Annotated in this window: 21 protein-coding genes; 13 read left to right on the top strand and 8 right to left on the bottom strand. The window is 34.5% G+C overall.

The annotated features are described in order from the left end of the window. Window positions 1-35: 35 nt before the first annotated feature. Complete coding sequence (locus tag ACODSB_RS08180; protein ID WP_488936678.1) at window positions 36-2774, bottom strand: substrate-binding domain-containing protein; 2739 nt, start codon at window positions 2772-2774, stop codon at window positions 36-38. 646 nt (window positions 2775-3420) lie between these two features. On the opposite strand from ACODSB_RS08180, the gene ACODSB_RS08175 reads away from it, so the two are divergent. From ACODSB_RS08175 to ACODSB_RS08155, 5 genes are all read left to right on the top strand, one after another. Next, window positions 3421-3543: a hypothetical protein gene (locus ACODSB_RS08175; protein ID WP_256634774.1), complete on the top strand. Its 123-nt coding sequence runs from the start codon at window positions 3421-3423 to the stop codon at window positions 3541-3543. A gap of 747 nt (window positions 3544-4290) precedes the next feature. After that, window positions 4291-5052 (top strand): LytR/AlgR family response regulator transcription factor, encoded by a 762-nt coding sequence (locus tag ACODSB_RS08170; RefSeq protein ID WP_488936677.1) that lies wholly within the window; start codon window positions 4291-4293, stop codon window positions 5050-5052. Between the two features lie 31 nt (window positions 5053-5083). Continuing rightward, window positions 5084-7321, top strand: a complete 2238-nt coding sequence (locus tag ACODSB_RS08165) for a PAS domain-containing sensor histidine kinase (protein ID WP_488936676.1) — start codon at window positions 5084-5086, stop codon at window positions 7319-7321. Beyond that, on the top strand, window positions 7306-7710 hold the full coding sequence (locus ACODSB_RS08160; RefSeq protein WP_488936675.1) for a response regulator: 405 nt from the start codon (window positions 7306-7308) through the stop codon (window positions 7708-7710). Before ACODSB_RS08165 ends, ACODSB_RS08160 begins: the two co-directional genes overlap by 16 nt. 639 nt (window positions 7711-8349) lie before the next feature. After that, complete coding sequence (locus ACODSB_RS08155; protein WP_488936674.1) at window positions 8350-9165, top strand: DUF8693 domain-containing protein; 816 nt, start codon at window positions 8350-8352, stop codon at window positions 9163-9165. Between the two features lie 277 nt (window positions 9166-9442). On the opposite strand, the gene ACODSB_RS08150 is transcribed toward ACODSB_RS08155, so the two are convergent. Then, window positions 9443-10375, bottom strand: coding sequence for an NmrA family NAD(P)-binding protein (locus ACODSB_RS08150; RefSeq protein WP_488936673.1), 933 nt, complete (start codon window positions 10373-10375; stop codon window positions 9443-9445). A gap of 71 nt (window positions 10376-10446) precedes the next feature. On the opposite strand from ACODSB_RS08150, the gene ACODSB_RS08145 reads away from it, so the two are divergent. Further along, window positions 10447-10797, top strand: coding sequence for a winged helix-turn-helix transcriptional regulator (locus ACODSB_RS08145; RefSeq protein WP_035644047.1), 351 nt, complete (start codon window positions 10447-10449; stop codon window positions 10795-10797). 409 nt (window positions 10798-11206) lie between these two features. Here the strand turns inward: ACODSB_RS08145 and ACODSB_RS08140 are convergent, their stop codons facing one another. The 3 genes from ACODSB_RS08140 to ACODSB_RS08130 all read right to left on the bottom strand — a co-directional run bounded on the left by ACODSB_RS08140 (window position 11207) and on the right by ACODSB_RS08130 (window position 14012). Then, the gene (locus ACODSB_RS08140) at window positions 11207-11707 is read right to left on the bottom strand and encodes a response regulator (protein WP_488936672.1); all 501 of its coding nucleotides are present in this window, start codon (window positions 11705-11707) and stop codon (window positions 11207-11209) included. A 196-nt stretch (window positions 11708-11903) separates the two neighbouring features. After that, on the bottom strand, window positions 11904-13316 hold the full coding sequence (locus ACODSB_RS08135; protein ID WP_488936671.1) for an SDR family oxidoreductase: 1413 nt from the start codon (window positions 13314-13316) through the stop codon (window positions 11904-11906). 12 nt (window positions 13317-13328) lie between these two features. Beyond that, window positions 13329-14012: an SDR family NAD(P)-dependent oxidoreductase gene (locus ACODSB_RS08130; protein WP_488936670.1), complete on the bottom strand. Its 684-nt coding sequence runs from the start codon at window positions 14010-14012 to the stop codon at window positions 13329-13331. A gap of 247 nt (window positions 14013-14259) precedes the next feature. Between ACODSB_RS08130 and ACODSB_RS08125 the strand changes: the two genes are divergently transcribed. From ACODSB_RS08125 to ACODSB_RS08095, 7 genes are all read left to right on the top strand, one after another. Continuing rightward, entirely contained in the window at window positions 14260-14574 is a 315-nt protein-coding gene (locus tag ACODSB_RS08125; protein WP_488936669.1) for a TIGR03643 family protein, read from the top strand. 92 nt (window positions 14575-14666) lie between these two features. Beyond that, window positions 14667-16175: a sensor histidine kinase gene (locus ACODSB_RS08120; RefSeq protein ID WP_488936668.1), complete on the top strand. Its 1509-nt coding sequence runs from the start codon at window positions 14667-14669 to the stop codon at window positions 16173-16175. A gap of 681 nt (window positions 16176-16856) precedes the next feature. Further along, window positions 16857-17291: a thioredoxin family protein gene (locus ACODSB_RS08115; protein WP_488936667.1), complete on the top strand. Its 435-nt coding sequence runs from the start codon at window positions 16857-16859 to the stop codon at window positions 17289-17291. Between the two features lie 40 nt (window positions 17292-17331). Then, window positions 17332-18225 carry an FAD:protein FMN transferase gene (locus ACODSB_RS08110; RefSeq protein WP_180860285.1) on the top strand — a complete coding sequence of 298 codons (894 nt, stop codon included), beginning with the start codon at window positions 17332-17334 and terminating at the stop codon, window positions 18223-18225. Continuing rightward, window positions 18222-18455 (top strand): DUF4266 domain-containing protein, encoded by a 234-nt coding sequence (locus tag ACODSB_RS08105; RefSeq protein ID WP_053471246.1) that lies wholly within the window; start codon window positions 18222-18224, stop codon window positions 18453-18455. The genes ACODSB_RS08110 and ACODSB_RS08105 overlap by 4 nt, the downstream gene beginning before the upstream one ends. Before the next feature lie 17 nt (window positions 18456-18472). Beyond that, window positions 18473-19657, top strand: coding sequence for a DUF3570 domain-containing protein (locus tag ACODSB_RS08100; protein ID WP_488936666.1), 1185 nt, complete (start codon window positions 18473-18475; stop codon window positions 19655-19657). 89 nt (window positions 19658-19746) lie between these two features. Continuing rightward, window positions 19747-20217: a hypothetical protein gene (locus tag ACODSB_RS08095; RefSeq protein ID WP_053471244.1), complete on the top strand. Its 471-nt coding sequence runs from the start codon at window positions 19747-19749 to the stop codon at window positions 20215-20217. 392 nt (window positions 20218-20609) lie between these two features. Here the strand turns inward: ACODSB_RS08095 and hemA are convergent, their stop codons facing one another. The 3 genes from hemA to ACODSB_RS08080 all read right to left on the bottom strand — a co-directional run bounded on the left by hemA (window position 20610) and on the right by ACODSB_RS08080 (window position 23187). Then, entirely contained in the window at window positions 20610-21914 is a 1305-nt protein-coding gene (gene hemA, locus ACODSB_RS08090; RefSeq protein ID WP_053471243.1) for a glutamyl-tRNA reductase, read from the bottom strand. A gap of 225 nt (window positions 21915-22139) precedes the next feature. Then, window positions 22140-22733: a globin family protein gene (locus ACODSB_RS08085; protein WP_053471242.1), complete on the bottom strand. Its 594-nt coding sequence runs from the start codon at window positions 22731-22733 to the stop codon at window positions 22140-22142. A gap of 19 nt (window positions 22734-22752) precedes the next feature. After that, window positions 22753-23187 carry a hypothetical protein gene (locus tag ACODSB_RS08080; RefSeq protein ID WP_488936665.1) on the bottom strand — a complete coding sequence of 145 codons (435 nt, stop codon included), beginning with the start codon at window positions 23185-23187 and terminating at the stop codon, window positions 22753-22755. Between the last annotated feature and the right edge of the window lie 33 nt (window positions 23188-23220).

Genomic DNA, 23220 nt, shown 5'->3' with positions numbered 1-23220 from the left:
ATTGATACTTTAAAAGAAACAATTTCAAAGACAAATTAGCTTGACGTTTTGTATTCTTTAGGAGAAATTCCAAATTTATTCTTAAAAGCTGTAGAAAAATAGTTTGGAGAAGAGAAACCTAACGAGTAGGCAATTTCAGAAATATTCATTTCATTTGACTTCAAAAGCTCTGCTGCTTTCTCTAATTTGACATTATTAATATGATCGCTAATATTAATTCCGATAATTGCTTTCACTTTTCTATACAGCTGAACTCTCGAAACCCCAAGTTTATCCGCCAAATCCTCAACAGAAAACTTTGGATTCTCAACGTTCTTTTTAATAATATCATTCATTTTGGTAATAAATGACTGTTCCTGATTTCCAAACTTAGATTCAGGTTCAACTCGGTAAATATTATTGGTGTAATAATAACGTAGTTTTTCTCTGTTGAAAAGCAAACTCGATAGAGATTGTTTTAGAATTGAAAGGCTAAAAGGTTTTGTCAAATACTGGTCTACTCCACTCTGCAAGCCTTTTAAAACTGATTCTTTATTACTTTGCGCCGTTAGAATTATAATTGGAATATGTGACGAACGAAGATCTTTCTTTAGTTCTTTGCTGATTTCGTAACCATCTTTGTCTATCAAATTAATATCGCAGATAATAATGTCCGGAATAATTTCCAACGCTTTTTCAATTGCATCGCTTCCGTCAGAATTGTAAACTACATATTCATTCGAAAGTTTAGCTTTTAAAAAATTAACTAAATCTACATTGTCTTCAATAATTAGCAACGAATGTTTTTCAGCATCTGAACTCGTATTTGATTCTTTTAAATCAGGTTCTATGTTTAAATTATCGGTAATTAAATTCGGAATACTGATTAGGCCCTCGACTTTCTGAATAATTTCACCAGGTTGCAAATGACTGTTTCCTTTTAATAACGTAATCACAAATTCGCTGCCTTGCTTTGATTTTAGCTCGATAGTTCCATGATGCAAAAGCACAAACTCTTTAGACAAATGCAAACCAATTCCGGAGCTGTTTTTATTATTATTTGAAGCCCTGAAAAAAGGATTAAAAACGTTAGACAATTCATTTTCCGGTATCCCAATTCCAGAATCTTTAAAACTAATTTTAACTGTGTTGTCGTGATTTTCGATAATCGAAATACTAATTTTTCCATTGTCTGGAGTAAATTTAAAAGCGTTTGAAAGCAAATTAAAATACACCTTATCCATGAGCTCCCTATCAATAAATAACTCTAGATTTTTGTTTTTACATATAAGTTGAAAATCGATATTTCTACGGGCAGCTTCACCTTTAAAATTAATCATCACTTCGTTGGTAAAATCAGAGATTTTAGTATTTGAAGCTCTTAAAGTAAATTTTTGTTCTTCAATTTTTCTAAAATCCAGCAATTGATTTATTAATCTGAGCAGTCGATTTGAGTTTTTATGGATTAGTTTTACTTCATCGATAAGAGCAGTGCCTTTAATTTTTTCGTTTTCAATCAAAGACTCTACATAACTCATAATTAAGGTTATTGGAGTTTTGAATTCATGTGAAAGTCCTGTAAAGAAATTCAATTTTGCTTCGTTGCTTCTCTGCGCTATTTTAGCCATTTCCTGAATTTCATTATTCTGATCAATTACAGTTTGATTAATTCTTTCAAGCTGTTTTTTCTTTCTTGAAATAGAAATCGTTGAATAAATGCTGTAAATCGTCAAACTCAAAATAATCACTAAGAAAAAACTTAGCAATCGAACCAGATTGTTCTGTGAAGCATATTCTCTTTCCTGAACTTTTATCGCTCCCTGCTGCGACTCAATAACTGTTTGCTGCTGATCGACTTTGTCCATTTGATTTTCGATAATTTCAGCATTATTCTTGTCTATTACAATTGTATTGAGAATATTATTTTTGGCAATTGCTTCTTTATTGTACATTTTTAAGGCCAATTTCAACGCTTCATTTCCTCCTGTCGGATATAGAATTGTACCGTCTAAAACTCCGCTCTTCACCAATTCTATCCCCCCATTTACTGAATTTAGTCCATCAACACCAATAAATTTGATTTTCTTTTCTAATCCAACAGTTTTAGCAGTTTCCCAGGCGCTTAAAGCCATACGATCATTATGGGCAAAAATATATTCGATGTCAGGGTTTTGCAAAAGGATAGTTTTTAAAGGCTCTTTAACAGATTCTCCTTCCCAATTGCCATGAATAATATTATCGACTCTGAAATGTTTATTGTCATTGATAATCTGTTCAAAACCAAGACTTCGCTCGTATGCTGGTGAAGAACCGTTTGCTCCTGTAATTTCTATAATTTTACCTGACCCTTTACTATGCGAAATAATATATCGGGCAGCAATTCTTCCAATTTCAATATTATCAGCTCCAAGGTAGGCAGTATAGCTTTCTCCCTCGATTTTTCGATCTACAACAAGAACAGGAATTCCTGCCTTTATTGATTTTTCTACAACTGCAGTCAAAGGTTTAGATTGAATTGGAGAGACAATAATAACATCAACTTTCTTAGATATAAACCCTTCAATATCTTCTATTTGTTTCTCAATATTGTTATTAGCGTCTTTTATAGTTAAATCTACTTCTGGTCGTAAGGAAGCTTCAATCTTCATTGAGCTGTTCATTTGTTTACGCCAATCATCTGTAGTCATAGCCTGAGAAAATCCAACTTTTATTTTATCGTCCAGTTTTTGTTTGCAGGAAATTAAAGTTGATGATGCCAAAAAAAGCAGCAAAATATATTTTACAGTGTGAAACATGAAATTATAAGTTTATGTAAATGAAAGTGAGTTTCGAAAATACCTTCTTAAACTAGTAACTTGCCAAAATAATTAGGAAGGATTATTTTGTTATGACAAGTAAGAAGTGAGTATATGATTGTAAAGATAAAATTAAACTTTTAAGTTTTAACAATGACACCTCATAATTTTCTCATTATTATAATCAACAAATTTTCTTTGCCAACATTTCAGTAAAGTTCAATGTAAAATCGTGGTAAAAGAGGTTAAAAAAACAACAAACGCAGGTAATACGCGGGTTCCGTGCGTAAGGTTCGAATCCTGCTCTCCTCATTGCAATAAAATGCATAAATAATTATCTTCTAATTAGATTAAAGCGGTTTAAAAAGTCTAATATCCCGACCAAATTTTGATTTGAATAATCTCAAAATTATTATACAATTTTACAAAAAACTAACCCGTTCTCTTTACATAGTACGAAATTTTATTTTCAAGAATTTTGTAAAAAGCTATTACATCTTAATAAATTTAAATATACATATGTTTTAACAGTCTTATTTCTAGAATTTAACCCACTTTAACTTATAAAGTATGATCGGCTTGTAAATCCACTAAAGTCAACTTGACTGGATTCAAACCATTCATAAAATACTAAAAAATAAGGATCATGTACAAAAGTTGGGGATTAGATAAATACAATTCACTGCCCGAAGATTTAAAAACCTATACAAGCTGTTACATCATTTCATCTACAATTAATCAAAAGAGAATTAAACATGCTAATAGATAAAATGTTGTTGCTTTTAGAAAAAAACCGGTTGACCATAGTTTTCTTTAGAATATTTTCAGAAACTATAATATTTACATTAACTCGCGGCCAACACAGCCAAATGGCCAGTTGATCACAATTAGCACTATTTTTTTCACCACCTACAAATTTTTGTTAAAGAGACAATAGTCCTATAAATGAAGTATTTTATCCTATAACTATCTCACTAACTGTATCTTATTTTGCAAAAGAAATAGAACTCCAAAAAAAGCATCAGCTTTATTTTAAACATTTCTATTTCATAAAAAATAAAACAGAGTAATTAAACTAGAACGGAGATTAAATAATGTCAGAAAAATAAAGGGTCCGTCTTTTCAGTCATATCATTAGTAACGCAAAATTGGCAACACAAAAACATCTCAATTATCATCTTCAATTTATTAGAAGAGCCAGGGATCCTCGCTATTGAAGGATTGAGAATCACAATAGTTCCATTAGATTTTGGCGTTTTTGTTAACTGTATTATAGTTTAAAAATAGCAACGATCCACAAATAACCGCCAATTTAACACACTTATACTCTTATTGGTTCATTTATTACTTTTCGATAAATCTAACAACTAAATTATAAAAGTATTACTAAATGTTCCTGTAATTTATCTTTCAAAATATGATATTCTATATATCAATAAACAATTAATAATCAACGCATTAATATCTGATTTTCAGAACTAAATTTTTGAATTGATAAATAAAAGTAAAAAAAACTATGACTCCTATTAATGCCGTAATCATATCTGAAAAAAAAGAGACTTTTCAAATCTTAAAAAAATTTGAAGAAGAAAATGCTATGATTATGGAAATAATTGGTAACGCTGATGGTATAAAAGACGGAATGATTTTAATAAAAGAAAGAAAACCAGACCTTATCCTCTTAGATATTTATCTTAAGGATGACCTGTTTTTTGAAATGCTCGAACAATTGGAATTTAGCATTCCAAAAATTGTATTTATATCAGCAAACAAGGATTACGCTGTTAAGGCCTTTAAACACGATGCTGTTGATTTTTTACTGAAACCAATTGATTTTAATTCCATAATAATGGCTATTTATAAAGTAATTAAAAGAAGGGAAATGGAACGCTCTTATCAGCATCAAAAAATTAACAATTTAAATATTTCAAACACTGTTAATCAAAAAAATGACTACGTTGCTGTTGCATCATTAGAAAAAATAGAACTCATACCAATGTCAGAAATTATTTTTTGTAAGGCAGATGGAAAGTATACCGTTTTTATTCTACCCAACGGAACCAGTATAATGTCAAGCAGAAATCTGGGTGAATACAGTGCAATTTTAGATGACAATTATTTTTTTAGAATACATCATTCCTATATTATCAATCTACGTCATATTGTTAAAATTTCAAAAAAAGATGGGTATTTCTGCGAACTTTCGAATGGATCAGTTTTACCAGTTGCCAAAAGACGACAAGATGATTTTAATAAATTTATAAAACTTAAAGATTAAAATAATATAAGCTAAATATAATTACTAGCAAATGAATACCCATAATATTCCAGAAAACGATGCGGCAAAAAAGAAAAATAATAATACTCCTTATTATTTTGAAGAACCGTTACATGAACTTGCTAAAATTTTAGATTTTTCCATGGATCTAATTTGCTCTTGTGATGAAGAGGGAAGATTTGTATGGGTAAATAAAGCTTCAGAACGTATTTTAGGCTATACGCCTGAAGAATTAATTGGTAAAAAATGCCGTGATTTTATATTTCATGAGGATGCTAATATTCCTATAAATGAAAATATTGATTTTAGAAGCGAGACACACTTACCTATGTTTGAAAAAAAGTTCATACACAAAAATACAAGCATTATTTATTTGCAATGGTCTGCTGTACGGGATGATGTTAAAAAATTATCCTATTGCATAGGCAGAGATATTACGGAGAAAAAAAATATAGAAAAAGCAATTGAAATAGAAAGACTGCAATTCTTTAATATATATTCGCAGGCACCTTCCTATATGGGAATTTTAACTGGTCGCGACCATGTTTATGAATTGGCAAATGAACTTTATCTGCAATTAATTGATAAGAAGGATATTATTGGGAAGGCCGTCAAAGATGTTTTACCCGAACTTGAAACGCAGGGAATTTTTGAAATTCTAGATAATGTATATCAAACAGGTGAAAGCTTTTCAGCTAATGAAATGCTCATAACATTTGATCGTTATAGCAACGGAAAACTAAAAGATGTTTACTTAAATTTTATTTTTCAGGCTCGAAGGGATGCTAATAATACTATTGACGGAATATTTATTTTTGGCAATGATGTAACAGAGCAGGTTCTATCGCGAAAAAAAATTGAAGAAAGCGAAAAAATGTATAAAGATCTAATCCATAAATTGCCAGTTGCCACCTACTCTTGCGATGCTGAAGGACGAATAGTGCTTTATAATAAAGCTGCAGCTGCGTTATGGGGCAAAGAGCCTGAACTAGGAAAAGATGTATGGTATAATTCATGGAATTGTACCGACAATAAGGAAATAATTATAGAACGCCCTAATGGAGATAAACGCAATGTATTGCCTTATCCAGTTCCGTTTCACAATACTGATGGTGATATAACAGGAGCCGTTATTGTACTTTCTGATATTACAGAAATGAAATTGGCACAAAAAGAACTGAGAAAAAGTGAAAAAAAATACCGGTATCTTTTTGACAACAATCCCATGCCAATGTGGATTATAGATTTAGTGTCTTTTAAATTTCTGGATGTAAATAAAATGGCAATTCTGCAATACGGATACAGCCGTGAAGAATTCCTTTCTATGACTGCTTTGGACATACGTCCAAATGATGATAAAATCCATTTCATAAAATCGAGTGATACTTCAAATATTAATCAATCAAATTATAACAGGGGAATATGGAATCATATAAAAAAAGATGGAACTATTGTTCCAGTTGAAATTATTGCCCATAATATTATATATGAAGGAACTGCAGCAAGATTGATTCTCTCTAATGACATCTCTGATCGTAAAAAAGCAGAAACAAATCTGGAAAAAAGAAACCGGGAACTCATCAAAACCAATTCGGAACTGGATCGATTTGTATACAGTGTATCACACGATCTGCGTTCCCCCCTAACTTCAATTCTTGGTCTGATCTCTTTTATTGAAACAGAAAGCAAGGAAATTGATACGCTTAAACATGCCGAACTGATACGGATCAGTATCAATCGTCTGGATGACTTTATAAAAAACATTTTAAGTTATTCACGAAATAACCGTACAGGGCTTGAAGTGGAACAAATTTCGCTGAAAGAAATGATACTTGACATAGTAGATTCGCTTCAAAGAATGAAAGAAGCAAAAGGAATTCGTTTTGAAATTGAAATACAAGAACAAAAACCTTTTTATACAGACAGGCTGCGATTTACAACCATTCTAAAAAATCTAATTTCCAATGCCATAAAATACCATAAAAAAGAGAATGCTGACAGATTTGTAAAAATATTGGGATATTCAGATCATGAAAATCTCCATTTTTCAATAGAAGATAACGGGATAGGAATTGATTCTGAGTATCATAAAAAAATATTTGAAATGTTTTTTCGTCTTTCGGGCAAAGATGGCTCTGGTATTGGTTTATATATCGTAAAAGATGCCGTAGAAATAGTGCAGGGCTCTATAGAGGTACAGTCAGAAAAAGGGACTGGAACCAAATTTAATATCACACTAAAAAATTTGAAACCATGTCAAAACAACTAGACTCAAAATTTGAAACAGTAATGATTATTGATGATAATCTCGTAGATTTATATATTATCTCGCGTATGATCACTAAGAATAATTTTGGAAAAAATGTGCTGCATTATACGGAGGCACAAGAAGCAATGAAATATTTGCAGGAGAATCAGGATAATATTTCGAAATTACCTCAAATCATTTTTGTAGACATCTACATGCCTTTAATGTCTGGATTTGAATTTATGGAAACGTATGAGACATTATCAACTACTTTAAAAAATTATTGCAAAACCTATATTGTATCCTCAACAATAGATAATGAAGATATCGCACGATCAAGCAATAATAAGAATGTGGTTTCTTTTCATGTTAAACCGCTTACCAAAGAATTTCTTGACCGAATTATTTAGGAATAGTTACTTTAAATATTACTTCCAATAATTCAATCAAACCAAATCAGTATTTTTATACTTCACCACTAAGCTGGCACTATCGCAGTGATTTTAAGAATTACTACAACTGTTGTTTTTAAGTGTGCCCCACTTCCATAACAGATTGATATATTAATTCTTAAAATTTAAATCAGAAATTCAGCATAACAAATTAGCAGAATTTTAAAAATCAGGTATGCTGGTTTTTGTTGCTCCTTTTATAATTTTCAGCATTATAGTTTTCCTTCATTAAACGGTTATACCGTATAGCTGTCAGTTATTACTTCTCCCTTTTACATTAAAAGGCATTCTAGTTAATTTGTATATAAGCTTTTAAAATCAATGCTTTGTAAAATGTCAATTTTTTTTTGCGTAATAAACTGTTATCAAAATAATGAAAAAAACTAACTTTCTATTTCATTTTTCTTATTCGAATAATACCTCATTCAACAAATCTACCTTCCCCAGGTTTACCCGATGAATCAGTTAAAGCTCCTATTGACTCGATGCTTTTTTTACTATTTACAGGAGGTATCGGATTTGATAGTTATCATTTTAAAAAGAAATAGACTTTAAATTTAAAACGCGCCATAGTATTATAATTTAAACCAAAAGAATATGAAAAAAACTTTACTATTAATCTCTGTTTTGCTTTCTTTTCAATGTTTTTCACAAATACATATTAGTGCCAATACACCTATCTATAATGGTAATGGTGACAATTATGATGGACCGCCTCCCCCGCCTCCCCTAATTCCTTATTTTAAGCTCAATACTATAATAAACGATGAGTTTACAAGAGAGCTTAAATTAGTTTTTGCTTATGAAGCAACAGACGGCGTCGATAGTAATTTCGATGTAAAAAATATGGATGGAGATTATTCTCAGGACATTTCTTTCTGGATTGAAGACGGAGATTACGTAATTCAGGGACTCAGTTTCAATTTATTCAAAAAAATTCCACTCTCTGTAAAAGCAGCTGTAAGTACAAAATTTAAATTTTACATTTCTGAAAATGACGGTTTTGATGATAGACAGCCAATTTATATATACGATGCACTTGATGGGTCTTATCATGATATTAGAAACACCCCATATCAAGTTGTAGTTGCACCCGGAAAAGATACAGAACGATTTAAAATAAGCTTTACTAATGATACAACGTTGGCAACAAATAATGCAGTCAGAGGCATTTTTTTTATTAGTCAGGACAATAAAAACCAGGTTTTAAATGCCACAAATCCAAATAATGAAATTATGAAATCATTTGAGCTTTATGATATTCTTGGAAGGACTGTTATTTCAGAAGATAATTTAGGCACCCAACAAAACTTTAGCTTTTCAACTTCAGGGTTAAGTGCCGGGATATACATCGCAATATTCAAAGCGGCCGATGGTGCAAATATCACTCAGAAAATCATTATTTCTAATTAGGGTAATTAAAAATTCAGTATAACAATAATCAGTTAGGAGCCTGTTTTTTTGAAAGCTAAATATCAGTTAACTGAAATTTTACGATTTATTGAAATTGCCCTCACATACTTATACTTTTTAGAAATATTTCTGTGCTGTTATAAAACTGCAATACATTAAAAAAATAAAATATTATTTTTTAATTTAACTAAATGAGTTAAAAATTGTCAAATCACAGGGCAATAAAATCTATGCAAAAAAACTTTTATACCTACATTTTTACACCTAATAATTGGATTTATTTTAGATTATTGTATACTCTCTGGAGAAGGGATTTATTCCTCTCCAAGTAAGTTTTTAGCGATTCAGGCTCAATTCCTAAACCTGCTGCTTCTTGAGGGTCAACTTTATACCCTTCCACATTCTGCCAGATAAAAGTTTCGGTTCCCCATTTAAACAATCCGCTTTCGACGGCTTGCTTATCTGTTATACTAATGGCCTCAAATTGCTTACTGGTAACGCTTGAAAGCACATCTGCAACCTCTCCCATTGTAAGTGAATCTCCCACTATAGCGAATTCTTTCTTGTTGAATTTGTCAGGCTCTGCAAATGCCTCAGCTGCAAAACGACCAATATCTTCAGGAGACACCCAGTCTATTTTTGTATCTGGCGCAGTTGGACTCATTATTTTACCCTCAGAAATAGTAGGAAACATCCATTCATTTTTAGGAGGAAGCAGATTCACCATGATAAACGGTGGTTTTATGATCGTCCAGAAATTAAATCCGGCATCTTTAACAGCGTTTATAGCTGCAGCTTTCTCTTCCCAGTAAAGCGGCTCCCATCTGCCTTTATCCCAGTCCGCAAAGTTTTGATGATCTCCCGCGCGGGCAACAGAGGTGTGAACTATCTGCTGAATCCCAGCGGCTTTTGCTGCAGCAACCAGATTTTTTGCATGTCTAGTTTCTTCTCCCTTATTTCCAGGATGGGACCCCATCTGCATCGAGAATACGCCTGTTGCACCTTTAGCGGCTTCAGTCAGACTTTCTAAATCATCGAACGTCGCTTCAGCTAATTCAACATTCCTTGCAGCGAGTGCTTTTGCAGCTTCACTGTTTTTATTTCGTACAATAGCCCTCACCGCTATATTTTTAGCTAATAATGCTTCAATCACTGCTCCTCCCTGAGTACCTGCCGCGCCAGCTACCAGTATTAATGATTTATCTTTCATATTTTTATAATTTAATTTTTTTGTAAATTTACGCCGTAATTGGTTTACAAAAGATACCAGTTACCTAAAGCATGCCAGATATACAAAAAGATAATTCAGAAAATGCACAGCAGATCAAGCATTTGCAGGATGCCCTATACGTGATAAGCGGGAAATGGAAACTCCCCATATTGACAGCTGTGCACCAGGGTAACAGCCGATTCCGTGACATACAGAGGAGTGTGAACGGCATCACAAGCAAAGTACTGTCAAAGGAACTTAAAGAACTGGAACTAAACAAGCTCATTTTGCGCAGGGTCTATGATGACTCACCTCCGACCGTTGAGTATACAGCTTCTGTGTATTGCGATACGCTGCACAATATGATCTCCGAAATGATTGAGTGGGGTAAAAACCACCGTGACAAGATCAGGGAAGTTTAATAAATAATAGGACTGCTTTGTTGTTAGAGATAATGCTGCCATATGCTCTTTTAGAAATTATAAGTATAAGGTCTTACATCAGCATATTATTTACAGTCAAAGTTTTGTATTAAAATCATTTCCGAAAAAATAGATACGCCCTTTCCCTATTAGCCCCGATAGCAGTGAAAATCCTTTTGTGCTGGTGTTCGGTGCAAAAGATTGCTTCGCCAGTTCGCTGCGCTCGGGTGGAACGTATAGCGGAAAGAGCTCCAAAAAATAATATCATATAAAATTGACCCTGGATACTATAGACCGGGTTTTCGACAGCCCGAAGTTTTATAAAGTTCCCTGCGCAGCCTGAAACTAAATTAGCCAAATCAATTATATGAGCGCGCAAGGTCAAACACGCAGACTAAAAAGCAATCCTTTACCCCTTTCCGACATTCTTTTCCGAAACAAAAAATAAATTTCTCACCGGACCCAATAAGGCTTTTGCCCAGTGCAGAAGAAAGACTTTTTTCAGCAGCAGCACAAAAGCGTTAAAAGAATTTGGTTTCTGCACATAAAGGTCTGCCCCTTTAGCAAAGGCATCTTCAATATCGGCAGGATGATCCCAGGTGGAGAGCATAACGGTGGGAATGCCACGAAGATCATCGTCTTTCTTTATTTCTTCCAGCGCCTTTTTGCCCCCTTTAACGGGCATATTGACATCTATAAAAATAATATCGGGATCGCTCTGAGATTCATCCCTGAGCGTATCGAGGAGCTCCTGCCCATTTTCAACGGTCGTTACCTCAGAAGCAATCTGCGCTTCATCCAGGGCATCGATGAATAATTCCTGGTCTTCGGTATCATCCTCGGCCAGCAGAATTTTTATCGGCTCTTTTTCTTTTGGGCTTTTAGCATCCGGATTCTCAGCACTTATCATATTGAAGCGGTTTTATAATTTCCAAATGTACTAAAAATGCCCAAATGAAATTATGCCGTACAAAATTAATGGTCAAAGGATCTCATTTTACAAACCCTTTTAAACTGCGGAATATTGAAAACAGCATTATGCCGGTACAATATACCCCCTGCTGTAAAATAGTCCACAGGCTAAGCCCATGTTATCCGACAATCCCTTAAATTAGTTTTTTAAGCATGCCGTTAAATATAAATCCATGAAACGGCAGCACGGCATACCAGTATAGTCTTCCCATAAGCCCGCGGGGCTTAAAAGTGGCCGCCTGATATAAGGTATTGTTGATTATTTTAAATTCCAGCCAGGCTTCGCCGGGAAGTTTCATCTCGGCATATAAAACCAGTTTGCCCTGCTTCTTATCCGCGTATACAACCCTCCAGAAATCCAGCGCATCCCCTGCATGTATTTCCTTTTTATGTGTCCTTCCCCTCCTTGTGCCTACACCGCCAAAAATCTTATCGATGAACCCGCGCAGATCCCAAAGCCAATCGGCATAATACCATCCTGTGTCCCCACCTATGGACCAGATCCGTGCGATGGTATATTCCCTGTTTATAATTGTTCTTTTTCTTCTGTCAATATAACAGCCTCTTTTTGGAACCTTTAAATATTGAGAAACATTTCCTCTAAATTGCCCGCTTACTTGTGAATCTTTCCAGCTCGAAATAATATCATCATCACTGATCTTTTTCAAAGCCCTTTCTAAAGCCTGCCGGTAAGAGATCGGTGTAACTCCCAGTAAATTATTAATTCTGTTATCTCCGCAGATGACTTCCACTTTCATGCTGCTAACCAGCGCCGAGGCCAGCTTAAAAGAAGTTGACGTCACAAAATACAGCCAGTAAGACGATAATTTCGGGGTCATCACCGGTACGGTGTAAATGTATCTTTGGAGTTTTTTTACTCTGGCAAACTCCAGCAGCATTTCCTTGTAGGTCAAAATATCAGGTCCCCCGATATCAAAACTTTCATTATAAACTGCCGGGTTTAACAGCGAGCGGATTAAAAATTCCAAAACATCGCTGATGGCAATCGGCTGGCATTTTGTATTGAGCCATTTAGGGGTAACCATAACGGGCAGTTTATCCACCAGATCACGTATTATTTCAAAAGAGGCGCTTCCTGATCCTACTATTATTCCCGCCCGAAGTACAGTTAAAGGCACTGCTGCGGTCTTTAAAATATCTTCCACCGCCTTTCTTGATGATAAATGTTTGGATAGTGATTTATCATTTACAATTCCGCTGAGGTAAATAATCTGTTTTGCATTTGTCTGGTTTATTTTTTCAATGAAATAATGTGCCGAAATGCTTTCCAATTCATCATAATTGGAAGCGCCGGACATGGAATGGATCAGGTAATAAGCTGCATCTATATCATCAGGGATATTTTTAAGACTTTCCGCATCCAGAAAATCAGCTTCAATGACCTGTATTTTATTTTTAAACTGTTCAGGAAAATAAAACCTGTTTTTATCCCGGACGCAGCAGACCACCTCATTTCCGTGGTCCAGCAGCAAGGGCAGCAGCCTCTTGCCGATATAACCTGTAGCACCTGTTAATAGAATTTTCATCTCCGAGCTGTTTTACAATTTAAAGCTTACCAAACCATAATCCATCGCGAAAATCTGGCCTGAAATTGATGCTGCATCTTCAGAAATAAGATACCCTGCCATACGGGCCACCTCTGCGGGCTTGAGGTAATTTTTCAAGGGGTGGCGCTCGATCATATTTTCTTTCATACGGTCGTTTCTTAAAATAGATCCCGACAAAGAAGTCTCTGTAATAGTCGGGGCAATACCATTGATACGAATTAACGGGGCAAGTTCGGCACCGAGCGATTTAACCAGACCCTCTACTGCTGCCTTAGAGACCGCAATACTGGAGTGAAAAGGCATTCCGAGCTTTGCCGCAACGGTACTGAATAAAACAATAGAAGGGTTTTCCCCTTTCTTTAACGCAGGCAGATAATGCTGAATCACTTTGACGGCACCCATCACGTTAATTTCAAAATCTTTTCTGAAATCATCCAGGCTTAAGCCCAGAATGGGTTTGAGGTTTATGGACCCCGGACAATACACCAGGGCATCTATACTTTCAAATTCAGGCAAAGCATCACGGAGCACATCAACTGAAAAATGAATTAAATTTGGATGGGTAATATCGGGAGCTGTCCTGCTGATATTGATTACCTTATAATTTTCCAGCTGCTGCACTAAAACACCATTACCGATTCCTTTACTGCCGCCAACAATTACAATAGTTTTCATTTTTTTAAAGATTAGAATTAAAGAACCGTTCTGATTGTTTCTGTTATGATTTTCAAGAAAATAAGATATTATTTATTAAATATCAAAAAGACCAAAGGGGTATTTCATATAAGATGATATCTTAATGTTAAAGATAATAATTGTTTAACTATTTTTAATAAATATTAAACAAATTAAAAACTATTTTATTTAACTTCGCTATGCTCTCCTTAATTCCCTATTGGGAATCCCTCAAAAAAATACAATTATGAAAAAAGTAAAACGGCAATTTCCCGATCGTGACCTGGATCGAATCATTGAAATGGCATGGGAAGACAGAACCCCTTTTGAGGCCATTGCATATCAGTTTGAGCTTCAGGAATCTGATGTAAAAATTTTAATGAAGAAGGAACTCAAACCCGGCAGCTATAAACTTTGGCGCAAAAGGGTAGAAAACTGTCAAACAAAGCATATGCGGAAACGCAGTGACGCAATTAAACGCTTTAGATGCAGCGAGCAGCGGGCCATTTCCAATAACAAAAATCGAAGCAGAAACAATAGAAACAATCAGCTGTATTATTGAAATTATGATACAAAATGCAGAATTCATGTAACCATAAACATTTAAAAGCCAATAGCTTCGCCATTAAAACTATACCAATCAAATCTAACGCTATGTACCGTAATCCAGGGCTTCTACAAAATATAATTGATGCCATCCCTCTTCCCGTCGGAGTGTATGTGGGAGATAATTTAGAAATTGCACTGGCCAATGATGCCATGATCAAAACATGGGGCAAAGGAAATGATGTACTTGGAAAAACCTATCTCAGTGTTGTTCCTGAAATTGAAAACCAGCAGATTCTCGATGAGGCCCTTGGCGTTCTCAAAACCGGAACAGCCTTTCATGCTGTGGGCAGAAAAGTAGATCTGGTCATGCAGGGAATTATGACCGAACATTATTTTAATTATAGTTTTATTCCGCTCTTTGACGAGCATGGAAAAGTCTATGGCGTGCTTAACACCGGCGCTGACATCACGGATCTGCACAAAGCAAAAGAAGAAACCCTGAAAGCGAATGAAAAATTAACCATAGCCATAGAAAGCTCCGGGATAGGAAGTTATGAAATAGACCTTGAGACCAAAAAAATCAAGACTTCAGCAAATTTCAATACGATCTGTTCCATTGGAAGCGAAACAACAAATGACGATTTAATTTCAAAACTTCATCAAGAGGACCTCCCGGCGCGCGAAAAAGCACACCAGCAGGCTGAGGCAACGGGAAAAATATGTTATGAGGCAAGAATTTTAAATGATAACGGCTCCTACCGCTGGGCTAAAATCAATGGAAAGATTATCAAGGACAAGGACGGGTCTGCAAAGACCATCATTGGGATTGTTCAGGATATACATGAGCATAAGGAATTTCAGGAAGAACTAAAAAAGCAGGTCGCAAGCCGCACAAATGAGCTCACGCGTTCTAATAGCGATCTGATGCATTTTGCCAGCGTAGTAAGCCACGATCTTCGAGAGCCGCTGCGAAAAATTAAATTTTTCAATACCCTTTTACGAAATGACATAGAAGACAATGTTAATGAAAAATCTAAAAAATACCTTCATAAAGTAAGCCAGTCTGCCCAGAGAATGGAAAATATTATAGAAGGAATTTTGACCTATTCCACCCTTGACAAAACTTCACAGGTTATAGAAACAATTACTCTTAATGAGGTTATTGAAGACATAAAAATAGACCTCGAGCTCATAATAAGAGAAAAAGGTGCTATTTTAGTTACTTCTGATCTTCCGCAGATTCAGGGAGCGCCGATTTTAATTAACCAGCTTTTCTATAACCTGATCCAAAATGCCCTGAAATTTTCCAAAGCGGGCGAGCCTCCCAGAGTTATCATAACAAGCAGCATCATCAATAGTGACGGCCAGGATTTTGTACAGATAAAAATAAAGGATAATGGTATTGGAATTGATCCTAAATTTGCAGAAAAGATTTTTACGGCATTTGAAAGACTGCATTCTAAAGATCAGTACGAGGGAAATGGCTTGGGCCTTGCCCTGTGCAGAAAGATTGCCGAAAGGCATAATGGCAAAATAACTGCAGCCGGAGAAAAGGACAACGGCGCCGAATTTACGGTGACACTTCCTTTAAAACAAAAAACCGATACGCTGTAGCAATTGAAATTTACAACTTCACCCGTTAGAGGAATTTTACAATAACAGCAATCTGTCTGATAAAATAATATTAGACAGCTTCATAAATACATCTTTTTTATTTTGCATTCCTGTAAATTTCAATCTTGCCAATCACATCAAAATCCAATGTGTAATTGAGAGCAGGCTGATAATTTTCATCGGTGAGGACAATTTTCATAACCTGATGAATTGTAGGATGAGTGTCTGTATCTGCATTTTTGAAATAACAGGATAAAATGACAATATTCCCTTCGGAACATTATTGTTTATAAAAAAATCAAATTCTTCTATTTTAGTGGGCTCCACAAATGACTGACCTGAAAAGTTAAGTGGATTTTGCCCTATAAAGGCCTGAAACTGCTCAAGCTCAAGAATATTAAAGGAAAGTGCCTTCAAACTGGAACTATCGGCCTTGTCAAGTCTGAACCATTTGAGATTTAGAATTAACCTTTTAGAATTAAAACTATAGTTAAAATATGCCAGCTGTGTATTGATGGGTATACATGAAGACGTTCCTTTGTTAAATTTAATTCTCCTATTCAATTTTTAAAAAGAAACAGTCCTGAAGCGGAGTAAAAATTAATTGAATCTTAAGCAATTAAAAAAAATAAGAATCGCAGCAATGCGTTATTTCGTATATACCTAAAAACAGACTGCAAAATGAAACTAATTACATTATTGCTTTTAATGACCCTGCTTCCCATTAACTGGGAACCTGATTTTAATAATGCAAAAAAAACGGCAAAAGAAAAACATGAATTAATCCTATTGAACTTCTCCGGTTCAGACTGGTGCGGACCTTGTATTGTGACGCGCAAAGACTATTTTGAAAGCCAGGTATTCACAGACATGGCCAACCAGAATTTAGTATTGGTGAATGCTGATTTTCCAAGGAAAAAGAAAAATATCGGAACACCCCAGCAGGTCAAACGAAACGAAGATTTAGCCGAAATATACAACAAGGAAGGAAGTTTTCCTCTAACGCTTCTTTTGGATGCCGATGGAAAAGTACTTAAAACCTGGCATGGAAAACCAGAAATTACTCCTGAACAGTGGACTGCCGAAATAAAAGCGATCTGTGAGAGCCGAAAATAACATAATTAAGACCCAAAAATATTCGCAATCCCTAAAACTTATGGGGAACAACTTTACTATAACAGTTGTTGCTGAAAATGAAAAGCTAGGTAATGAAAATATCGATCTTGCCATTGAAGAAATCAGACGGATTGAGAAACTTTTGACGACCTACAAGGCAGATAGTCAGACCAATTTTATCAATGATAATGCAGGTATTAAGCCTGTTAAGGTAGATCTGGAAGTTTTTAACCTTATCGAAAGATCTATCGGAATTTCGAAAATTACACAAGGCGCTTTTGATATTTCTTATGGAAGTATCGATAAAAGTCTATGGAATTTTGATAAAACAATGACAAGTCTTCCTGATCCTGAGACGGCACTCAAAATGGTACATCTTATTGACTACCGAAACATAATCCTTGACAGAGAAAATATAACAGTGTTCTTAAAAGAAAAAGGAATGCGAATTGGTTTTGGAGGTATCGGAAAAGGATATGCTGCTGAAATGGCAAAACAAATTCTTATAAAACATAATGTGCAGAGCGGCATTATTAATGCCAGCGGAGATCTTTCGGCCTGGGGATTACAGCCTAATGGTAAAAAATGGACCATTGGCGTGGCGGATCCCGATGCTCCAAATGCGGCATTTTCGTACATGGAAATCTCTAATAAAGCCGTGGCAACTTCTGGAAACTACGAAAAGTTCGTGACCATTAACGGGAAAAAATATTCGCATACCATTGACCCAAAAACAGGACTGCCAATAACCGGAATAAAAAGCGTGACCATTATCGCATCAAATGCAGAATTTGCAGATGCAATGGCTACCCCAATAGCAGTTATGGGTATTAAAGCCGGCTTGTTTTTAATAGATCAGATACCGGATCTGTATTGTATTATAATCGACGACAACAATAAAATTTACACTTCTAAAAACATTAACCTGAAATGAAAAAGCCAAAGCAAAAAAATCTCGTGCTCCTCTACAGTATTGCTTTTACAGGTATACTGCTCACCTCCTGCACTTCAGTAAAGGAATACCAGAAAGGGAAAATCAACGATTCTGAAATGGTACTTTCTAATAGAAAAATCGAAAAGACAGAACTTAGTTTTCAATCCTACCGTGAGGGAGCTTCCGGAGCAAATTCAGGAAAAAGCGGCGGCGGCTGCGGCTGTAACTAATTTGATTTGATCAAAAAATGAAAAGAATATTCATAACAGGATTTGCTTTATTGGCACTATTTCAGCTAAGAGCACAAAATGTTCCTACTGATTCTACCAGTTATAAAAGCAAAAAATTAAAATTGGAAGAGGTAAATCTGGTTTCCAGTTATTATAAACAGGATGGAAACAATTCTGCCGTTACAGGAGGAATTGGTTCTGAGCATCTTACTGATATCGCTAACACTATTGATGTTAAACTGGTAAAATATGGTGAAAACGGGATCAAACATACCTTTGATATTGAAGCCGGCATTGACCATTATACTTCTGCTTCATCAGATATGATTGATTTGAGTGCGAATTCATCTGCTTCATCTTCAGACAACCGCTTCTACCCTTCATTAACTTATCTGAGAGAAAATGAGGAAAAAGGAAGAACACTTGGGATTGGCGTTTCATCATCAACTGAGTTTGATTATCAATCTTTTGGAGGAAACATCAGCTTCTCACAAAAAACAAAGGACAGAAACGGAGAATTTACCGCTAAATTTCAAACCTTTATAGATCAGCTGAAATTAATTGAACCCGTGGAACTTCGTGTACCTGGAAGTGAAGGTTATGACAGCGCTAACAGAAATACTTTTGCAGGAACTTTAAGTTATTCTCAGGTTGTAAACAAAAACCTGCAGGTAATGCTTGTAGGTGATGTTATCAGACAAAATGGGTATTTAAGTCTTCCTTTTCACAGGGTTTATTTTGCAGACGGATCTGTTCATCAGGAAAAAATGCCGGATACAAGACTTAAAATTCCACTTGGAATCAGGGCCAGTTATTTTTTTGGGGATAATATAATTATTCGTGCATATTACAGATATTATACTGATGACTGGAGTTTAAAAGCTCATACCGCTGATCTTGAAATTCCGGTGAAGTTAACACAGGCATTTTCAGTGAGTCCGTTCTACAGATATTATACCCAGTCAGGAACGAAATATTTTAAACCTTACGGCGAACATACTGCAGCTGATGAATATTATACCAGCAACTATGATTTGTCTAAGTTTGACAGCAGTTTCTTTGGGATGGGAACGAAATTCACGCCTCTTAATGGCATTTTCGGGCTCAAGCATTGGAATACGTTAGAGATTCGTTATGGTCATTATACCAGAACTACTAATATGACTTCTGATATTATCAGCATTAACATAAAATATAAATAACACATAATCAAATACTTAAAAACATATAAATTTTTCGGCACGTTTATTGTTTTTACCGAAATATAATTAATGACTTAAAAAGTAAAATCATGAAAACTTTAAAATATTTTTTGATCGGAATTTTATTCCTTTCATTTAGTTACACTCAGGCTCAGGTATCAGTAAATGTGAATATAGGAACACCTCCTGCATGGGGACCTGCCGGTTATTCAGATGTTCGTTATTATTATCTGCCGGATCTTGAAACTTATTATGACGTAAGCACGTCAAATTATGTTTATTTAAATAACGGACAATGGGTTAGAACCAGATCACTGCCTTCAGCCTATAGAAACTATGATCTTTATAATGAATACAAAGTAGTACTGACTGATTACAGAGGAGACAGACCTTACGACAACTTTAAATCTCACAAAGTAAAATACGGAAAAGGGTATAAAGGAAAACCTCAAAAAACAATAGGACAAAAGCCAGGAAAAGGAAACAATAAAGATAAAAGCCACCATGATAATGGAAACCATAATGGAAATGGCAAGGGAAAAGGAAATGGTAAACATTAATTTAAAAGAGGCTTTTGGGAGCCTCTTTTTTATCTTCAAAGAGCAGCCAATACGTCATATTTTAAAATATAATCCATAAAAGCTTATTCACAGAAGCAAAAAAAATGGTTTACTTCTTTTTTATAAGATGGATTAATGATCTCAGATTATTTATAGTAAACAAGGTAATTATAAAATTAATTAATAATCGTGTAAATTGTCATTAAATTAATTAATCTAACTTTAACCAATAAGGTATTCATTACTCCTATGCAAAATTAAGTAAACATTTTTTGGAAGATTATGTTTATGGACAGACCCGTCGAAGCATGCAGCGCCGCTGGCGGGTTCTATTTTTTTATAGCTTGTTTCAGAGACATCGTATAGGTTCGAAACTGTAGTTAATTAAGTATTTATGAGAGATTGATTTTGTATTTTTCTTCTACTGGTGATGCTGGCTTTTTAGTTGCGAGATGTCCTATTTGAAATACTTTTTCAATAAATTCGATACTTTGATCTACTGACGTATTTTCATTTTTTAAATGACTTGCAAAATGGTTTGTTAATTTTTGAATAATTCTGGAACTGATTAAATCAATCTGAACATCATCAAAATTGGTTGTTTTCTTTTTTTGAAAAGCAAATTCAGCCGATACAATGTCATTTAGTTTGGATTTTAATGCATGAATAGTTGGTGCACATTTACGACCATTTATCCACGTATTAAATTCTAATTTCATATCGTCAATAATAGCTTCTGCAGCAGGAATATGTTGTTTTCTTCTTTCCAGCGTATCATCAGTAATTTGAGATAAATAATCCAGATGTATTAAAGTTACTCCTGATATTTCTTCTACATTAGTATCTACATTTCTTGGAATGGATAAGTCTAAGATTAATAAAGGTTTCTGTAAATTTAGAGATGTTTTGTCAATAGTTGGATTTTGCGCTCCAGTCGCCACAACCAGCACATCTGCCTGCTGTAATTCTTCTTGTAAATTGGCATAATCTTTTACAATAACATTCAGTTTTCCAGCCAATAATTCGGCCTTATTTTTTGTTCTGTTTATAAGAGCAATATGACTGTTTTTAGTATGTTTTACTAAGTTTTCACAAGTATTTCTTCCTATTTTTCCTGTTCCAAATAACAAAATATTTTTATTTCCAATATCTGCTACATTTCGGATTATATATTGTACTGATGCAAAAGAAACGGATGTTGCACCAGAAGAAATTTTAGTTTCCGTTTTAACTTTTTTACTCGCTTGAATAACAGTATTTACTAAACGATCCAAAAAAGTATTTACCAAACCTTCCTGTTTACTATTATTAAAAGCGATTTTAATTTGGCTGATAATTTCAAAATCTCCCAAAATCTGACTGTCTAAACCTGTTCCTACCCGAAACATGTGGTTAACAGCTTCTTCATTTTTATATATATAAGCAACTTCCTGAAATTCTTCTACAGAACCATTGCTGTTTTCGCAAAGCAATTTGATTAACTCATAAGGATGATGGGCAAAACCATAAATTTCAGTTCTATTACAAGTAGAAGTAACAATCAAAGATTCTATACCTTCTGCTTTAGCTTGTAATAATAAATCAGATTGTGCTTTAGTGTCTAGACTAAATTTTCCTCTTATAACTGCATCTGCTTTCTTGTAACTTAACCCTAATGCGTAAAAAGTGGTGGATCTGGACATATTAAAATTTTCCATATTTATGGGGTTCCTTAAAAAGTTCAAAAATTATTACTTGCTAATTTATACAACAGCGCTAAAAGTGCTTTTTATATCGCTGTGGAACAAATTGATTCAAACCGGCGATTTTATATAATTTCCTGATATTATAACAATAACAGTTTTTCAAAAATATTTATATATTTTAAAATGATATTGAAATATAAAACGCTGCCCTTTTCAGACAGCGTTTTGATAAGAAAATTATTTTTGAACTATAGGAGTTCTCAATGATTCTAAAACAGCAACAATATCTGTGTAAAGTTCTGTATTTGAAGCAACACCATTTGCATTTGCTGCAGCTCCAACATATCCTTCAAATTTTGTATAATCTGCACTACTGGATTTTGTTCCCATACGAGGATTTTTTGCAGGATCATGAGCAGCAACCATGTTCAAACCGGAATATGTATTTACCGCATTTGTACCACCAGTATTATAAGAAAAGAAATCAGTCAGATTATCGGACAGTTTAGCAATATTAGTAGACTGAGTAGTTCCAGTTTCTGCTAATAAAGGAGCAAAATGTGCTTGTAAATTCCCCGAAGCATTAGATTGAATATCAGCAACAATTAATCCAATAGTTGAATTTACCACTTTACGGAAACTCAAACGTCCCTGTTCAATCATTTGACCGGAGTTATCTGGATCAGAAACCATTTTAGTTCCACCTAAGCGTTCATAGATTGATGCCTTTACAGGAGGTTCTGGGGTTTCGTCATCATTACTGCTGCAGGAAATCATAGCTGCAGATGCAGCAAGTAATACACTAAGTGTAAGTTTTGAATAAATTTTCATAAATTAAGGTATTAAAGGGTTAATTAAAAAAACGGTTTATTTTTTGAGATAATTTATAGCTCAAACTGTTTTGATTCATTGGGCAGACTTCTTTGTTTGCTAAATTTGCCGGTAAAATATAACGCTTAGCATCATAGTTTCTTTTAGACATCAACTCATTGAAAACTTTCTCAGAGTTTGTAATTTTATTATTGTGGAAATACACCACAACATTTCTTTTAACGATAATAGAGTCAGATGTCAGACCTTTTATACTTCTTAAGTCGGCACAGATTTGTCTGGCTTGCAGAGAATCGATATCTGATTTAAAATCGATTCTGCTTACTTGCAGATTTGGAGTATCATAAACGGGTGGTTTTGCTGTTATAATGTGAAAAAGTAAAATGGCGATAAATAACCCAAATATTCCGATCAGTATAAAAAGTCCTTTTTTGATTATTTTATTAGTTTTCATAATTTTTATGGTTTTAAAATTATCTACGTTTAC

The organism is Flavobacterium sp. FG68, from assembly GCF_057808895.1.
The sequence above is the reverse complement of the archived record's forward strand: the minus strand, read 5'-3'. Positions and strand labels throughout refer to the sequence as shown.

What these genes read in the sequence shown, in the direction of transcription:
- ACODSB_RS08125 (WP_488936669.1), top strand. Translation starts at nt 14,260, where the DNA reads ATGAAAAAAGTAAAACGGCAATTTCCCGATCGTGACCTGGATCGAATC.
- ACODSB_RS08155 (WP_488936674.1), top strand. Translation starts at nt 8,350, where the DNA reads ATGAAAAAAACTTTACTATTAATCTCTGTTTTGCTTTCTTTTCAATGT.
- ACODSB_RS08105 (WP_053471246.1), top strand. Translation starts at nt 18,222, where the DNA reads ATGAAAAAGCCAAAGCAAAAAAATCTCGTGCTCCTCTACAGTATTGCT.
- hemA (WP_053471243.1), bottom strand. Translation starts at nt 21,914, where the DNA reads ATGGAAAATTTTAATATGTCCAGATCCACCACTTTTTACGCATTAGGG.
- ACODSB_RS08095 (WP_053471244.1), top strand. Translation starts at nt 19,747, where the DNA reads ATGAAAACTTTAAAATATTTTTTGATCGGAATTTTATTCCTTTCATTT.
- ACODSB_RS08150 (WP_488936673.1), bottom strand. Translation starts at nt 10,375, where the DNA reads ATGAAAGATAAATCATTAATACTGGTAGCTGGCGCGGCAGGTACTCAG.
- ACODSB_RS08140 (WP_488936672.1), bottom strand. Translation starts at nt 11,707, where the DNA reads ATGATAAGTGCTGAGAATCCGGATGCTAAAAGCCCAAAAGAAAAAGAG.
- ACODSB_RS08115 (WP_488936667.1), top strand. Translation starts at nt 16,857, where the DNA reads ATGAAACTAATTACATTATTGCTTTTAATGACCCTGCTTCCCATTAAC.
- ACODSB_RS08100 (WP_488936666.1), top strand. Translation starts at nt 18,473, where the DNA reads ATGAAAAGAATATTCATAACAGGATTTGCTTTATTGGCACTATTTCAG.
- ACODSB_RS08180 (WP_488936678.1), bottom strand. Translation starts at nt 2,774, where the DNA reads ATGTTTCACACTGTAAAATATATTTTGCTGCTTTTTTTGGCATCATCA.
- ACODSB_RS08165 (WP_488936676.1), top strand. Translation starts at nt 5,084, where the DNA reads ATGAATACCCATAATATTCCAGAAAACGATGCGGCAAAAAAGAAAAAT.
- ACODSB_RS08135 (WP_488936671.1), bottom strand. Translation starts at nt 13,316, where the DNA reads ATGAAAATTCTATTAACAGGTGCTACAGGTTATATCGGCAAGAGGCTG.
- ACODSB_RS08160 (WP_488936675.1), top strand. Translation starts at nt 7,306, where the DNA reads ATGTCAAAACAACTAGACTCAAAATTTGAAACAGTAATGATTATTGAT.
- ACODSB_RS08175 (WP_256634774.1), top strand. Translation starts at nt 3,421, where the DNA reads ATGTACAAAAGTTGGGGATTAGATAAATACAATTCACTGCCCGAAGAT.
- ACODSB_RS08130 (WP_488936670.1), bottom strand. Translation starts at nt 14,012, where the DNA reads ATGAAAACTATTGTAATTGTTGGCGGCAGTAAAGGAATCGGTAATGGT.
- ACODSB_RS08145 (WP_035644047.1), top strand. Translation starts at nt 10,447, where the DNA reads ATGCCAGATATACAAAAAGATAATTCAGAAAATGCACAGCAGATCAAG.
- ACODSB_RS08110 (WP_180860285.1), top strand. Translation starts at nt 17,332, where the DNA reads ATGGGGAACAACTTTACTATAACAGTTGTTGCTGAAAATGAAAAGCTA.
- ACODSB_RS08170 (WP_488936677.1), top strand. Translation starts at nt 4,291, where the DNA reads ATGACTCCTATTAATGCCGTAATCATATCTGAAAAAAAAGAGACTTTT.
- ACODSB_RS08085 (WP_053471242.1), bottom strand. Translation starts at nt 22,733, where the DNA reads ATGAAAATTTATTCAAAACTTACACTTAGTGTATTACTTGCTGCATCT.
- ACODSB_RS08080 (WP_488936665.1), bottom strand. Translation starts at nt 23,187, where the DNA reads ATGAAAACTAATAAAATAATCAAAAAAGGACTTTTTATACTGATCGGA.
- ACODSB_RS08120 (WP_488936668.1), top strand. Translation starts at nt 14,667, where the DNA reads ATGTACCGTAATCCAGGGCTTCTACAAAATATAATTGATGCCATCCCT.